Annotated in this window: 12 protein-coding genes; all 12 read right to left on the bottom strand. The window is 72.3% G+C overall.

Annotation, left to right across the window (positions count from 1 at the left end; genetic code table 11):
* Window positions 1-127 precede the first annotated feature (127 nt).
* The 12 genes from ACFYZS_RS31750 to ACFYZS_RS31695 all read right to left on the bottom strand — a co-directional run bounded on the left by ACFYZS_RS31750 (window position 128) and on the right by ACFYZS_RS31695 (window position 14,578).
* Entirely contained in the window at window positions 128-616 is a 489-nt protein-coding gene (locus tag ACFYZS_RS31750) for an adenylate cyclase (RefSeq protein ID WP_389020096.1), read from the bottom strand.
* Complete coding sequence (locus tag ACFYZS_RS31745) at window positions 613-1,464, bottom strand: ABC transporter permease (RefSeq protein WP_389020093.1); 852 nt, start codon at window positions 1,462-1,464, stop codon at window positions 613-615. The genes ACFYZS_RS31750 and ACFYZS_RS31745 overlap by 4 nt, the downstream gene beginning before the upstream one ends.
* Window positions 1,457-2,242, bottom strand: a complete 786-nt coding sequence (locus ACFYZS_RS31740; RefSeq protein ID WP_389020090.1) for an ABC transporter permease — start codon at window positions 2,240-2,242, stop codon at window positions 1,457-1,459. The genes ACFYZS_RS31745 and ACFYZS_RS31740 overlap by 8 nt, the downstream gene beginning before the upstream one ends.
* The gene (locus ACFYZS_RS31735; RefSeq protein WP_389020087.1) at window positions 2,239-3,231 is read right to left on the bottom strand and encodes an ABC transporter ATP-binding protein; all 993 of its coding nucleotides are present in this window, start codon (window positions 3,229-3,231) and stop codon (window positions 2,239-2,241) included. The genes ACFYZS_RS31740 and ACFYZS_RS31735 overlap by 4 nt, the downstream gene beginning before the upstream one ends.
* Complete coding sequence (locus ACFYZS_RS31730; protein ID WP_389020084.1) at window positions 3,228-5,270, bottom strand: phytanoyl-CoA dioxygenase family protein; 2,043 nt, start codon at window positions 5,268-5,270, stop codon at window positions 3,228-3,230. The genes ACFYZS_RS31735 and ACFYZS_RS31730 overlap by 4 nt, the downstream gene beginning before the upstream one ends.
* Before the next feature lie 43 nt (window positions 5,271-5,313).
* A complete protein-coding gene (locus tag ACFYZS_RS31725) occupies window positions 5,314-7,017 on the bottom strand; it encodes a thiamine pyrophosphate-binding protein (protein WP_389020081.1) in 1,704 nt (567 codons plus the stop codon).
* A gap of 124 nt (window positions 7,018-7,141) precedes the next feature.
* On the bottom strand, window positions 7,142-7,765 hold the full coding sequence (locus ACFYZS_RS31720) for a GTP cyclohydrolase II (RefSeq protein WP_389020078.1): 624 nt from the start codon (window positions 7,763-7,765) through the stop codon (window positions 7,142-7,144).
* Window positions 7,762-9,036, bottom strand: coding sequence for an aminotransferase class I/II-fold pyridoxal phosphate-dependent enzyme (locus ACFYZS_RS31715; protein WP_389020075.1), 1,275 nt, complete (start codon window positions 9,034-9,036; stop codon window positions 7,762-7,764). Before ACFYZS_RS31715 ends, ACFYZS_RS31720 begins: the two co-directional genes overlap by 4 nt.
* Window positions 9,033-10,310 carry a hypothetical protein gene (locus ACFYZS_RS31710; RefSeq protein ID WP_389020072.1) on the bottom strand — a complete coding sequence of 426 codons (1,278 nt, stop codon included), beginning with the start codon at window positions 10,308-10,310 and terminating at the stop codon, window positions 9,033-9,035. The genes ACFYZS_RS31715 and ACFYZS_RS31710 overlap by 4 nt, the downstream gene beginning before the upstream one ends.
* Window positions 10,300-11,337 (bottom strand): hypothetical protein, encoded by a 1,038-nt coding sequence (locus tag ACFYZS_RS31705; protein ID WP_389020069.1) that lies wholly within the window; start codon window positions 11,335-11,337, stop codon window positions 10,300-10,302. The genes ACFYZS_RS31710 and ACFYZS_RS31705 overlap by 11 nt, the downstream gene beginning before the upstream one ends.
* A 298-nt stretch (window positions 11,338-11,635) precedes the next feature.
* A complete protein-coding gene (locus ACFYZS_RS31700; protein ID WP_389020066.1) occupies window positions 11,636-12,796 on the bottom strand; it encodes a hypothetical protein in 1,161 nt (386 codons plus the stop codon).
* Window positions 12,797-13,339: 543 nt separating this feature from the next.
* Window positions 13,340-14,578, bottom strand: coding sequence for an MFS transporter (locus tag ACFYZS_RS31695; protein ID WP_389020064.1), 1,239 nt, complete (start codon window positions 14,576-14,578; stop codon window positions 13,340-13,342).
* Window positions 14,579-14,732: the final 154 nt, after the last annotated feature.

Here is a 14,732-nt window from a genome sequence, read left to right as displayed (position 1 = left end):
TCTTGCCGGCGCCCAGTTGGTCTGCGGGTCACCTGGCGGCCCGCTCTGTGCGTGGATGCAGCATCCTGCACCAGGATCTACATCCGATATACAGCGCCCGGCCGGCCCGCCGCGGGCCGGCCGGGCGTCAGCGCAGCTCGGCGAGGGCGACGATCTGGGCCGGTGACGCCGTGGCCAGGTACTGGTTGGCCAGCTCGGGTCGACCGGTCACCTCCCGGCCGAACCAGACCGGCGGGCGGAAGGCCTCTGCCGCGGTGAGGTCTTCGAACTCCACCTCCACCACCCGCAGGCCGTAGTGGCGGCCCGAATATATGTCGAGGACCGCGGCGGCGCCGGGGACCGTGACCGTGTGGCGCACCTTGGTCAGCCGGGCCGCGGCAGTGGCGGGCCACATCTCGTCGAACTGCTCCGGGGTCAGTTCGATCTCCCACTCCTTTCGCACCAGCCCGGATCCGCTCTTGGCCGTCAGCGTGTTCCGGGGCCCTTCTCTGCGCAGCCGGGCCTCGCGATGGTCGGCGCCGACCGCCAGGTACCCCTGCATGATCGGGGTGCCGGGGGGCACGTACAGCGGGGCGTCCGGGCAGATCAGGAATTTGCGTTCGATCTCTTGGGTCACGGGGTTTCCTCCTTCTGTCGATGGGGTGCGTCGCCGCCGCGAAGGGGTGCGGTGCCGGCGGGACGGCTTGGACGGGGGCGGGGCCGCGGGCGGCGCAGCACTCGCATCCGCCAGCGGGCCAGCAGCACGGCCACGAGCAGCCAGCCGATTCCCACGGCCGCCTCCAGCGATGCCTGAACCGCCCAGGGGCGGTGGTCGACCAGGGCCCGCACCGCGCGCAGTCCGTGGCTCACCGGCAGGGCATCCGCGACCGGCACGAGCCAGGGCAGGCCCGCACCGCGTGGCGCCAGCACCCCGGTGAGCGCCAGGACCAGGTACGCCGCCAGGTTGCCGAACAGCACATCGGCGCGGCGGCCGACGGCCAGGACCGCGACGGCCAGCCCGAACCCGGAGGAGCTCAGGGCCATCAGCAGGTAGAGCGGTGCGGCAGGTACGAGTGCGGCACTGGTCGCGCCGAGGCCGAGCAGCGGGCCGTCCACGGCCAGCACCGCCGCGCCGGCCACGATCGCGGCGAGCGGATGGGGCAGGGCCCGGCAGAGGTGGACGAGGACCGGCGGCAGTACACCGGTCTGGATCCGGTACTGGGTGCCGGACCATTCGTCGTCCATCGGCACGTCACACAGTCCTACGACCACCAGGCTGCTGACGGCGAACGCGGCCGCGCCGGTGAGTGCGTCGGCGGCGGCTCCGACGCCGCCCGCCGTCCGGCCGAGCATGATCAGGAATGCCGCCTGCAGCAGGATCCTCGGCAGGTCGGTGACCAGCTGGACGCGTACGGGGTTCGCCGAGGTGTAGAGCAGTCCGCCGGTGCGGACCGTGACCAGACAGCGGCGCAGCAGATCATTCACGGTCCACCGTCCCGTCCGCCCGGGCCCGTTCGACGACCCGACTGAACAGCAGGTGACCGGCCAGTTGGTACACGACGGTCAACAGCACCAGCGGGACCAGCGTCCACGGCTGCGGATCGCCGCCGCCCGCGGCGGCGGCCAGAAAACGGTTGGCCCAGTAGAGGCTGATGCCGCGGGAGAACCAGGGCAGGGGATCCGGCAGCATGTCCACCGGGATGAGCAGACCGCCGGCGATCATCACGGGGTAGGTGAGTGCGGCCGTGACGTGCACCGCGTGCCGGGTCAGTACGAATACGCTGGCCAGCACGTAGCCCATTGCCATGCCGGAGACCGCCACCAGGGCGGAGCCGAGGAGCAGTGCGGGCACGGCACGGGCCGGGACGGAGATGCCGTCGGCCAGGGCCAGGCCGGTGCCGGTGGTGAGCAGTCCGGCGAGGATGAGCTGGGTGCTGCCCAGGCATTTGCCGAGGACGACCAGGCGCGGATCCGTGGTACTGGTGAGAGTGCGGGCGAGGGTTCCCTCGGCCATCTCCCGTCGGAGGGTTCCGCCGCCGGTCCACAGGGTGGCACCCCAAAGGGAAGTGAGCAGGGTCGCGACCAGAAGGGCGGCGCGGTCCCCGGATGTGGCGGGATGGCGGGCGGCGACCAGGGCGTAGAACACGGCGGGCTGGGCCATCGAGGTCAGCAGGGTGACCGGGTTGCCCGCCACCGCCAGGACCTGGGCGCGGGCCGCGGTGGCCAGGACGCGCAGCGGTCGCACGGAGGGCGGCGCGGTCATCGTGGGCCTCGTGCGGTGTGGTGGTGGAGGTAGGCGTCCTCCAGCCTGGCGGGTTGGACGTCCATGCCGGTGAGGGTGGTGTCGGCGAGGGCCTGGCCCAGAGTGCCGAGGAGACGGGGCGACCAGCGGGCCAGCCGCAGTTCCAGGCGCCAGGCGTCCGGCCGGTCGGCCGGCCGGTGCAGGACGGACGGGCTGACGGTGTCCAGGGCGTCCAGGGTCTGCGTCGCAGGCGCGGGTCCGGTGCCGTGGACGACGACGGTGGCGACGTATCCGAGCAGTGCGGCGAACGCGGCGACGGACATGTCGCGGGTGATCCGCCCCCGCTCCAGCAGCACGACCCGGTCCGCCAGTTCCTCGATGTCCAGGAGGTGGTGGCTCGTGAGCAGTACCGTGACTCCGTCGGCGCGCAGGGCGCCGACGGCGCTGCGCAGCCGGGCGGCTTCGAGGGGGTCGAGCCCGACGGTGGGCTCGTCCAGCAGCAGGACCTGCGGACGGGAGATCATCCCGATGGCGATGTGCAGCCGTTGGCGCATGCCCTTGGAGTAGGCGGAGACCTTGCGATCGGCCGCTTCGGCCAGTCCCACCTCGGCGAGCGCCGGTTCCAGGCGCGCGGTCAGCTGCCGGTGCGGGAGACCGTCCAGCATGCCGAAGAAGCGCAGGTTCTCGCGACCCGACAGGCGCGTGTAGAGCCCCCGGTCGCCGCCGAAGACGACGGACTGTACGGCCCGGACGGCCGTCGGGTCCCGTACCACGTCGGCGCCCATGACGCGGGCGGTGCCGGTGCTCGGCAGCAGCAGGGTGGCGAGGATCTTGGTCAGGGTGGTCTTGCCCGCGCCGTTCTCGCCCAGGAGTCCGACGACTTCACCCCGCGCGACGGTGAGGGAGACGTCTTCCAGGGCCGTGTGCCGGCGCCCCGCTTCGGCGTAGATCCGGCCCACGCCGTGCAGTTCGATCGCGGGGTGTTCGCGCCGGCTTCCTGCGGCGGTCACCGGAAGAAGCGTCCGTCGGTGGCGAAGCGGCTGACGTACGCCTCGTAGTACTCGGTGCGCAGGTCTTCGCTGCCACCCGCGAGGTAGGTCAGGTACAACGAACGGCGTGCCCGGTCGGAGGTGTTGCGGCCGCTGCGGTGCGGGGTGAGTCCGGAGAAGACGATGACGTCGCCGGGGAGTGTCGGCGGTGCGTACTCACGGGCCGGGTCCAGCCAGGCGGCCTCTTCCTCCGCGGTCCAGTTGCGCAGCTCGCCGGGCGGGGTGAGCAGGGTGCGGTGGTAGCCGGAGAAGAAGCTGAGGAGGCCGTTGTCCCGGTCGGCCGCGTCGATCTGGACCGAGACGGACGCGGAGTGGCCTTCCGGGAAGTAGGCGGCGTCCTGATGCGCGGTGTAGCCCTTGGTCCCGGGCATCTTGAAGATCAGCTTGTCCTTGAACAGCGCGGCCCGGCGGCCCTCGAACAGCTCGGTGAGCAGGTCCAGGATCCGCTTGTCGCGGGCGACGCCGTCGATCAGCGGGGAGATGTCGCACACGGGGTCCATGCGTTCGGGCGCGTCGCCGGACTGCTTCCGGAAGGGAGTGCGGACATTGTCGGGATGGACGTGAGGTCCGCCGTGCAGCCGGTCGGACTCGGCACGCAGCCGCGGCGCCAGGTCGGCGTCGAGGAGGTTGCGCAGGTGGACGAAGCCGTGCCGCTCGTAGTGGTCCTTGGCCAGGTGGAGCTCGGTGGCGGCGTCCAGCGGGCGCGGGCCGTCGGGGGCGACGGGGTGGTGCGGGGCCATGGCGGGGTGATCCTTTCGAAGAGGTGGGTGAACGCGGGGCGCGCGGGGGGCCGTGGCTCCCGGCAGGGCGAGCCGCCAGCGCCTGGGCCAGTCATGGGTACCGGCCTCCAGCCGGGCCCCGTGCGACGCGGGGTCCGGAGCGCCGGCAGGCAGGAGCGCGACCGCCGTGCCGGGCAGGAAGTGTTCGACGGTCCAGGTGAGGTGGCTGCGCATGCCGAACCGGGCGTGGCCGGTGTCCTCGGCGCACAGCAGCCCGGCGGGCGCGGGGTGGTGGCCCCGGACGAATCCGGCCAGGAGGGCGAAGGCGTCCGCGCGGGCGGCGTCCAGATGGGGCAGGACGACGATGTGGTGGGCGAGCCCGTCACCGGCTTCCGCGAGCTTCCGCAGTCCCGTGACCCGGTCGTGGGCGCGCAGGTCCAGTACGGGACCGTCCGACTGCGCGCGGCGGGGAGCCGCCGGGGCCGGCAGGAGGCGGCGCTGCAGGAAGGTGACGAGCCCGGTCCGGGAGATGACGAACTCCAGGTCCGTGACACCCGCTTGGGGGTCGAGGCGCAGCCGCCCCGCCGCCGCCAGCAGGCGGTCGGCTTCCTCGGGCCGCAGGAACGGTGTGCGGCGCAGCTCCGCCCGGCTGGTGGCGTAGTGGGAGGGCCGTGTTCCGGCCGCCTCGGCCACTTCCACCGCGAAGCGCTCACCCTGGCTGTACACGGTTCCCTTGGCCACGATTCCGGGCATGCGCGGCGTGACGATCAGGCCCGCGTCGCGCCATCCCCGGTCTGCCAGCCCGCCGGTGCGGCACAGGGTGGTGTACGCCTTGTACAGGCCCGAGACGAGGCCCTCCACCTGAGCGGTCCACGTGGACCAGTCCCGCACCAGGATGCTGGAGTCCGCCCCGGGCAGGACCGGCCGGGCCGCGGGCCAGCGCTGTGACAGGCGCAGTGCGGTGTCGTGTCCGGCGAGCTTGTCGAAGCCGGGCAGTGCGGCGAGCAGTTCGGCGTAGCGCCGGCCGCTTCCGGCGCTGCCGGGCGTCTCGTCCAGCGCCGGTACCTCGGCATGGGTCCACCGGCGCGGCCCCGGCGCGGCCGCGGCCAGCAGCAGCTCGGCCGCCACCAGGCGGAACGGCACCACGTGGGTCTCGTTGTCCTCGCCGGCGTCCCGGTGCAGTTCCACCAGGTCCGCCGCCTTGCCGCCGAACAGCCCGGTGAGGGTTTCCCTGTCGCCGAGCCCGGCTGCTTCCGCCGCGGGAATGAGTTCCGGTCGCATGGGCCGGTCCCGTCCTTCCGTTGCCTGTTGGTCTCGAAAGGGATCAGGAGGCCGCCACGGCGTACTCGGCGGCAGCCGTGTGGCCGGGAGCCTTCTTCTCGTAGGCGTTGATGAACAGGTCTCCGTAGCGCACCGGGGCGTGCACCAGCAGCGGTCCGGGGGTGGCGGCGCTCGCGGTGAGTGCCGCGAGCAGGGCGTCGAAGCTCTCGGCCCGCACGGCTGGGACCCCGTTGGCCTCGGCGAGGCGGACGAAGTCCACCGGGTTGCTCACGGTGAGGTCGGCCCGTCGGCTGACGTCCTTGCCGAGTGCCTGGTAGCGCTGGATGAGTCCGTTCCCCGTACTGTCCGCGACGATCACCACGAGCTTGAGGCCGAGGCGCGCGGCCGTCTCCAGGTCGCCGCTGTTGGAGTGGAACCCGCCGTCTCCGGCGAGCACCACCACCGGCGTCGAGGGGTCGGCCAGGGCCGCGCCCATGCCGAGGGGAAGGCCGATGCCGAAGCCGGACAGGCCGGGTGACGTGATGTAGTCGCCCGCCGCTCCCGGAGTGAAGTGGACTCCGCTCAGGTGGCGGTTCATCCCGATGTCCGCGGCGAGCCGGAACCGGCCGAACGCCTTGGACAGGGCGCTGAGGATCTCCGGACCGCGCAGCGGCCCACTGCCGTCCTCGGGCACCAGACTTCCGCCGGGCACCGGCATGTGGGGGACGGGTCGCCGGTGGTCGCCCAGCTCTTCGGCCAGCCGGTCGAGGAACAGGGAGGGGGCGCCGACCAGAGAGGATTCCGCCCCGAACGCGCTGTCGTCCTGCTCCCACTCGGACAGGGCCAGCACTCGCTTCGCGCCACCGCGGCCGCGCCAGGTGTTGGGGTAGTGCTCCATCGAGTCGTAGCCGGCCAGGAGGATCAGGTCGGTGTCGGCGAACATCGCGTCGAGGTACTTCATCTCGAACAGCACGTCCGCGTAGGAACTGATGACACCGCCGTACAGTTCCGAGTCGACGGGGACGACTCCGTGCGCGGTGTACGTGGCGGCGACGGGGATGTCGAACTTCCGGGCGAAGGCGGCCAGCTGCGGTGCGAGGCCGGACTTGACCACGCCGTCACCGGCGACGATCAGCGGGGTCCGGGCCGAGCGCAGGGCGTCCGCCCAGTGGCTCACCTCCGCGGCGCCCCAGGTGGGGGCGGGCGGCTCCGCGGCGGCAAGGGCGGTCAGGGCCGCCGTCGCCTCGCTTTCGAGCACGTCGATGGGCAGGCTGACGAACGCCGGGCCCGGACGGCCGGTGCGGGTCGCGGCGATCGCCTCGGCGAGGACCCGGGGAACGTCCGCCGGATCGTGCACCTCCGCCGCGTACTTGGTGATCGGCCGCATGAGGGCCACGTTGTCCAGGCACTGGTGCGCCTCGTTGTGCCGGATGGCTCCGGTCTCGATCTGGGCACCCAGGATCAGTACCGGGTTGCGGTCGAGCATGGCGGTGGCGACGCCCGACATGATGTGGGTGACGCCGGGGCCGAGGGTCACCCAGCACGCCTGGGCTTCGCCGGTGGCTCGGGAGGCGCCGATCGCCATGCCTGCCGCGGTGTACTCGTGGCGGGTGAGGACGAAGGGCAGGCCGGCGGGGTCGGCGCACTCGACGGAAGCGTCCTCGTCGAGCAGGAAGTCGATGGCGCTGGCCTCGCGGCCGGGCACGCCGAACACGCGGGCGAAGCCGGAGTCTCGCAGGATTTCCGCTATCTGGTGGGACACGCGCATGGGATGTAGTCCTCCTCGGACGGGGACGGGCCGGAAAAGGGGGTTCGGGCCCGGGACGATCGGGGTCGGGGCGGATCGGGGTCGGGCTGTGATCGGGGTCGGGGTGTGATCGGGCGAAGGGTGATCAGGTCCGGGGCTGATCGGGAAGGTGGCCGAGCTCGCTCTGCTTGGACGCCACGTACGCACGCACGCGCGGGGTCATCGGGTAGTCCAGCGCGACCACCTCGCGCACCTCGTACCCGGCGCGGGCCAGCGCGGCCAGCTTGCGCGGGTTGCGGGTCATCACCCGTACGGAGCGGTGCACGCCGAGCACGTCGAGCAGGGCCAGCGGGGCCTCGTACTCCCGTACGTCCGCGGCCAGCCCGAGGGAGGCGTACGCACCGGCGGTGGTCAGGTTCTGCCGGTCCATCACCGCCATGCCGCGGATCTTCGCCTCCAGGCCCTGGCCCCGGCCCTCCTGGTACTGGTAGACGATCACGCCCCGTCCCTCGCGGGCGATCAGCTCCATCGAGCTGCGCAGCTGGTCGGCGCAGTCGCAGTCCATCGAGGAGAAGGTCTCGCTGAACAGACAGGCGGAGTGGATCCGCACCAGGGGGCCCGGCTGGTCCAGAGGTCCGCGGTGCAGGGCCACGCACGTCCGGTCGGACAGGCCGGGCTCCCCCGGTGGCACCGAGACGGTGAAACCGCCGAACGGGGTCTGCAGCTCGGTGCTGACCGGGGTGTGCAGCTGAAGCAGCTCACTGGTCACGACGTGCGTTCCTTTCGCAGGAAGGACTCCAGCCCGCGGAGTCCGGTGGTCAGTTCGCCCTCGTCGATGGCGTGGGTGATACGGAAGTGCAGGGAGGCGGCCGGCAGCCCGAAACCCGATCCCGGGCACAGGGCGACCGCCTGGTCGCGCAGCAGCGCTTCCTGCAGGGCGAGGTCGGTGGCGAAGCCGGGGGCGCGCAGCCTGACCGTGGTGTTGTAGTTGCAGTCCGCGGGAACCTGCTCGACCAGGTCCGCATTGCGGGTGCAGAACTCGGCGACCTGGGCCGCCCGCTCGTCCAGCCAGCTCCGGTTGCGCCCCCACGCCTCGGCCTCGTCGCACCCGGGGTCCGGGCAGGACCCGCCCCTGTCGTGCAGCGCCTCGTGCCGTACCAGGTGCGACCACAGGGTGTTTCCGGCCAGCGGCGGGTTGCCCATGTCGTCGCCCAGAGTCCGCACCAGGCCGTGGAGCTTGGTGCCCATGACACGGGCCGAGGCGAGGACGTAGCCCAGGCGGTACTCCGCCATGAGGTACCGCTTGGAGGCCGTGACGATCCGGATGACGTGGTCGGCGCCCAGCGCGGGCGGGTTGCGGTGGAAGCGTCCTTCACGGGGGAAGACGTCTCCGGATTCGTCGACCACGACCGGCACCCCGTGCCGGCCGGCGAGGGCCACCACCTCCGTCAGCCAATCGTCCCCGTAGTACTGGAAGAACGGGTTGGAGGGGTTGACCAGGAACAGCGCCCGGGTCTCCCCGGTCAGCGCGGCCTCGATCCGTGCCGGGTCGGGTACGTAGCCGTCCTCGGGGCCGCCGATGACCGAACGCAGCTCACCGCGTTGCAGCAGCCGGCCCAGCATCCGGTAGAAGGTCGGTGCTATCGCCAGTACGTGGCCCGGTCCGGTGGTCTCGAAGATGTGCTCCACCACCCGGTTCACCGCGTAGGTGGCACCCGCGCAGACCGCGATGTTCTCCGGCCGGTAGCCGAAGCCGGTGCGCAGGTTCTCCAGTTCCAGCAGGTCGCCGCGGAGTTCTGCGGACCCCTGCTCCCAGCCGTATCCGGGCCGCGGGACGGCCCGGCCGTCCCGGAACGGGGCGAGGGTGGCGAGCGCCGCGTGCGGCAGGTCCAGCGCGCGAGCGGTGGGGTACCCCACGGAGAGGCCGGCCACGCTCTGCTCGGCCTTGGTCCCGTACGTGGAATCGAGGTAGGAGCGGAACGCTCCGTACGCGGCGGTGCCGAGGGTGTCGGTGCCGCCCAGGGTCACGGTGGTGCTCATGATGCTCCATAAGTCGCTGCCGGGAACCGCAGCACGGTCCGTTCGACGTCCGCGCGGCAGTCGCCGCCGTCCAGTGCGGTGCGTATCAGTCGGGCAAGGTCTTCCATGGCGTCCTCGCGCATGCCGCGCAGGGTGACTTCCTGCACGCCGAGGCGCAGGAAGCGGTGGTCTCCGAGAGCGCCGCTCACACTGGTGGTGATGCCGTTGGCCAGGCAGCGGTGCAACGCGAGGGCGCGGTCGTCCTCGATGCGGCAGTGCACCTGGTGCGTGCGCGAGAACCGGCCCTCCGCGGTGGTGCGCACGGTCAGTCCCCGGGCGGTCAGGGCACGGCCGAGTGCGTCGGCGTTGGCGACGGTACGGTGCGCGTAATCGGCCCCGTATTCCTCGAACTCCACCAGCGCGATGGCGAGAGCCAGTGTCGACGCGGTGTGTACGGACGACACCAGGGCGCCCTCGATCAGGTCCATGACGGCACCGAACCGTCGGCCGTCGCGTACCGCGACGATCCCCTTCTGCGGCCCCGGGAACGTCTTGTGGGTGCTGCCGCACAGGATGTCGGCGCCCTCGTCCAGGGGGTTGGGGCAGGCTCCCCCGAGGACGAGACCGAGCAGGTGGCTGGCGTCCACGACCATCGTGACGTGCGGCGCGAGCGCGGCCCGCAGCGCCCGTACCGGAACCGGTTCCACCAGCACCGAGGTGTCCAGGTACAGCGCCGTGACCCCCTCCTCCGCGGCGGCCCGGGCGGTCGCCGCCACGTCGAACGTTCCGGCGGCCCGGTCGTAGCGGGTGAACGCGTGGCGGCGTCCGGCACTGGCCAGGATCGGCGCCGTCGAGTGATGGCCGCCCTGATCGGAGGGGACGGTCATCACGGTGTCTCCGGGCCGGGTGGCGGCGAGCACCACGCTGGTCATGGCGTGCACGCCGGACAGGCAGTCCAGGGTGACCCGGTCCGCGCCCAGCATCCGGCGCAGCGCGTCGCGTCCGGCCTTCACGGGGCCGCTCACTTCGGGCATCCCGGCGAAGGCGGCATTGCGCCCGAAGACGCAGACCTCTCGTTCGACGTCCATCAGGTACCGCTGGCCCAGGGGGGTGGCGAGGACTCGCGCGGTACGTGCGGTCAGGCCGTTCTCATTGGCGTTGAGGGGCAGCCGCAGCCGATCGGCCGCGGCCGCGGCGTGCACGCTCCGTTCGAGCGAGGCGGCGCCGGGACGGAGGGCCGGGCCCGGAGGGCCGGACAGGACTGCGGCGCGGGCGCCGTTCGGCTCAGGCAGCAACGAAGTCCCCTTCCCCGTTCAGCCACCGGCTCCGGCCGGCGCCCCGGATCAGGGAGTCGGCCGCGAGGTTGGAGACCACCGCGTGGCTCGCCGCCACCAGCGACGCCCAGCCGCGGTGGTCGGCTCCGCAGGAATGGAGCGCGGTGGCCCACAGTTCCCAGTCGAAGCCGTGCTCCCGCCAGTGCTCCGTGGCGTCATCGGGAGTGCGGACCATCGCGTCCAGCAGGTCTCCCAGCCGCCGCGCCGCGGGGTGGCCGTGCTCCGACGCCTGGCGGCGCAGGGTGCGCAGGGCGGCCGACAGCTCGGGCAGCGGCCCCCGGGGCAGGGGCGGCACGGGACGCACGGTCCGCGGACGGCCGTCCGCGCGCCGGGCCTCGTCGGCTTCGCGGACAGCCTGCCAGGTCGCGGCCTGGTCGGTACGGGACAGGACGATGGGCAGTTCGCGCAGTACGTCGGCGGGTTCGTCGGCGGCGTGCACGAGGGTGAGCACGCGGTTGGGCGCGCCCAGCCGGGTGCGCAGGTCTTCCGGACGGCGCGCCTCGGGCAGGGCGGAGCCCTTGGTCCGGGCGAGCAGCGAGCTGGCGGGGGTTGCCAGCGGTCCGGCGGCGAAGCACACGAGCAGCAGCCCGTCACCGGCGTCCAGCACCTCGCGCGTCACCGCGAGTCGGTCGGCGGTGGCCGCGTTCCACTGGTAACGCCACAGTTCGCGAGCACGGTTGGCCCCGTAGCGCACGGGGTGCGCGGCGATCACGTCGAGCCCGTGGCCGGTGAGGTGGGCGAGTGTGCCGTCGAGGGCACCGTGCGCGATGCCGTCGGGCCGCAGGGTGAGCAGCGCGGTCCGCTGGAGTGCCGTTGCCCACCGGTCGCCGAGAGCCCTGCGGGCGGTCGCCCAACCGTCGCGGAAGGCGAGGTCGTCGATGTAGTAGTGGATCTTCTCCGGCACGGTGGTCAGCTGCGGCCAGTCGCGGGCGCGGGGTGTCGTACCGGGTGCCGGCACGGTGGTCGGCACGGATGTGTGCGGGGGCATGCGCGTTCCCTCCTCCTCTTCGGTGCTGGGGCGCCGTGCGCGGGCTTCCCGCCGGGACCGGCACGGGGCCGGTCCCGGCGGGGATGCGTCCCTCGGACGCGCGGTGGGTCAGGGACCTCAGGTGACGCGGTGGGCCGCGTACGACTTGTCGACGACGATCTCAAGCTGGTTCTTCACGGTCGGACACCTCCTCTCCGATGACTCGGGACGCGTGGTGCGTGATGCGCGGTGGGTCAGGGACCTCAGGTGACGCGGTGGGCCGCGTACGACTTGTCGACGACGATCTCGAGCTGGTTCTTCACGATCGGACACCCCCTTCCTTGTCCTCGATCCGGATCGGTCCGCCGTCCGGCACGGCGGCACCGCTCTCGACGAGCCGCGTCACCGCGGCGTCGAGAAGCTCTCGGGGAACGTCCTCGGGGAACGTGTCCCGTGCTGCGGTGAGCAGCTCTTCTCGGGGGCGCCCGTCCAGGGCCGCCCACACGCGCACCATGGCCTCCGTCACGCGGTAGCCGATGTCCGGCCCGGACATCCCCCACGCGTCGGAGAAGCGGACGGGGGTCACCCACGGGCTGCGCACCGGACCGCCCTCGGCACGGCGGTCGGCGAAACGGGGAACCCGATCGAGCGGGGCGTCCCAGCCGCCGAGGAGGGCGTGGGCCACGAGGTGCGACACCAGCAGGAGTCGGCGCACCACGATCCGGCGGGCGCTCTGCACGCATCCCAGGTCGGCGGGTTGGCGCAGCGCCTCCCACACGTCGGTCAGTACCTCGCGCAGCGCCGCGGAGCGGGCAGCGCGCCGCAGGTGGAACTTGCGGCCCAGGTACACGTCGCCCACGCCGCTCAGGACGCACTCCAGGGAGAGCTCCACCGCGATCAGCGAGGTCTGCAGAGCGGTGAGCGTGTCGCCCACCTGCAGGGCCCCCAGCGCGTCCTCGGCGTAGCTGTTGAGCTGGTAGGCGCTGCGGTTCATGAGCACCCGCCGGATCGTCAGCCGGGCCTGCGCGGCCTCCGGGACCCCGCTGCCGTTGTCGACCAGTACGGTGCCGATCGCGAACCGCACGGCGCGCTGGAGCTCCACGTCGCTCAGGCCCGTCTGCCACCGGTCGGTGGCGGTGTCGGTGTAGTCGCGGCAGATCCGCACGATGCGGTCGAGCTCCGCGTGCGACACCGGCGTGAGCTGTACGACGAACCCCTGGCGTTCGTACGACACTTCGGGGCGCGGGGCGTCGTCGGTCGTCGCCACGTAGAGGTCGATGTCCGACAGGCCGTGCCCCAGGCCCGCTGCCAGCGATCCGCTGACGAAGGCGAGCCGTACGTTGTCCCGGCCCACCGCTTCGTCCAGCACGGCCCGCGCCGCGGCCAGGTGGGCTTCGCCGAGGTGGACGTCCGGTACCGCCCGGACCCCGCTCGCGGGGGGTGTCTCCGCGCTCGTCGCGTCCCGCTCCACCGTCTGCATCTCGCGTCCCTTCCCCGTCCGTTTCCGCCCCGTCCGTGTGCGACCGGGGCATGACCTGAACGTTAGGAAGGGGCGATCCACACCCCCTACTCATCCGATACACGAGGGCATGTATCGCCTGCGGGGGCCACCCCACGGCTCTTCCGGCCCGGACTCCGGGACCGGCCCGCGACGGGGTGAGGGAAGGCGGGGTGCCGGGAGCGGTTCGGTAACGGGCGGGCAGGCGACGCGCGGCGCCGGGCAGACTCGCCGGACCACACGGCACCCTCACTCCCGGCGAGGACCACCATGACGTTCACAGAAGAAGACCTGGTCTGGGCAGCGGCCCGCATGCTCGCCTGGTTGTTCGGCGCACTCGTGCTCTGCGGAATCGCCATCGTCGTCACGGTGGCCATCACGGTCACCGTCAAGGCGCACAGGAAATCGCCTCGCCGTCCGCCGGGCCCGGGCCCAAGGAGCGTTGGAGAGTGCGAGCGCACTGGCCGTCGGTTTCGGAGGCTTTGATTGCGGGGACGGTTTCATCGCATTTGCCGCGATCACCCCCTAGGCGGTGGCCGTGCTGTGTGTCTCCTTGTCGGAGTGGCGGTGCTCGGCGGGGCGGTGGCGTTGCGCCCAGCGGACGACGAAGGGGGCGGCCAGGCCGGTGAGGGCGAACAGGGCTCCCATGACGTACCAGCCGGGGCGGCCCCAGGTGATGCACAGGAAGATGATCAGGGCCGGGCCGACGGCCTCGGCCAGGCCGGCTCCGAGTCCGAATACGCCGAGGTACTGGCCGGTGGCCCGCTCGGGCGCGAGCGCGAAGGAGACCTCGAACCCGGCTGCCGCGTGCCAGAGTTCACCGATCGTGTGCACGGCGACCCCGGTCAGCAGGAGGGTCGCCGCGGCCCAGCCGGGGATGTCCTGGGTCAGCGAGATCAGTACGCAGGCCAGGAGGAAGGCGAAGCCGGAACGGCGGTAGGCGAGGGCGCCGGCCGCGGGCGTGTCGATACTTCGGCTCGCCCTCATCTGACAGGTGACCACGACGACGGTGTTCAGCAGCATCGTGCCCGAGATCAGCCAGTGGGGGGCCTCGGTGGCCGCGATGAGCCAGAGGGGGACGGCGACGGTCAGCACCTTGAACTGGATGGCCATGACGCCGTCCAGGGCGGTGAGCGCGAGGTACGGCCGGTCCCGCAGGGCGATCCATCGCGGGCCGCCCGCGGCCGGCTCGGGCGCGACCGGCCGCAGGCGGAGCACGATCAGGGCGGAGGCCGCGAAGGCGAGCGCGTTGCCGACGACCATGAGCTGGTAGGCGCTGTGCGTGCCGACCTGTACGACCCACCCCGCCAGCACGGCGCCGATCGAGATGCCGATGTTGGTCACCGCGCGCAGGTAGGCGCGGAACTCCTGCGGCCGGTCCCCTCCGTGGTGGCGGATGATGGGGCTGCGTGCCGCCAGGCCCGCTCCCTTCGCCCCGGTGGCCGCGCACACCGCGATGACGAACGGCCAGAAGCTGTCGGCCAGCAGGAACCCGGCCGTTGCCAGGGCCTGGACGACGAGGGTGCCGGCGTAGACCCCGCGTGCCCCGCGCCGGTCCGCCAAGTGGCCGACCGCGATCCCCACCGCGAGCGAGAGCACGCCGGCGATCCCCAGCCCGAGACCCACTTGGGGCGCCGGCAGGTGGACGGCCTGGGTGAAGTAGAGGACTCCCGCGGTCAGGTAGAGACCACTGCCGACGGTGTAGACGAAGTTCGAGGCGGCGATGGTGCGCTGCGGTCCGGCTTCCGGCAGCAGGTGGGGCATGGCGTGCTCCGCATCCTGGGGAGGAGATCAGGGTATGGCTTATTGCAAGTCGTTCGCAATAAGCGGGAGTCGGTGGTTGCCGCCGCCGACCGGGGACTCTTCGCCCGTCCGTCGGATCGCGGCACGGAAGTCCGCGGTCGGTGGAGTCCGGCCA

The organism is Streptomyces sp. NPDC001903, from assembly GCF_042891345.1.
Lineage (GTDB): Bacteria > Actinomycetota > Actinomycetes > Streptomycetales > Streptomycetaceae > Streptomyces.
Note: the sequence above shows the minus strand (reverse complement) of the source record. Positions and strands in the feature narration are given on the sequence as shown.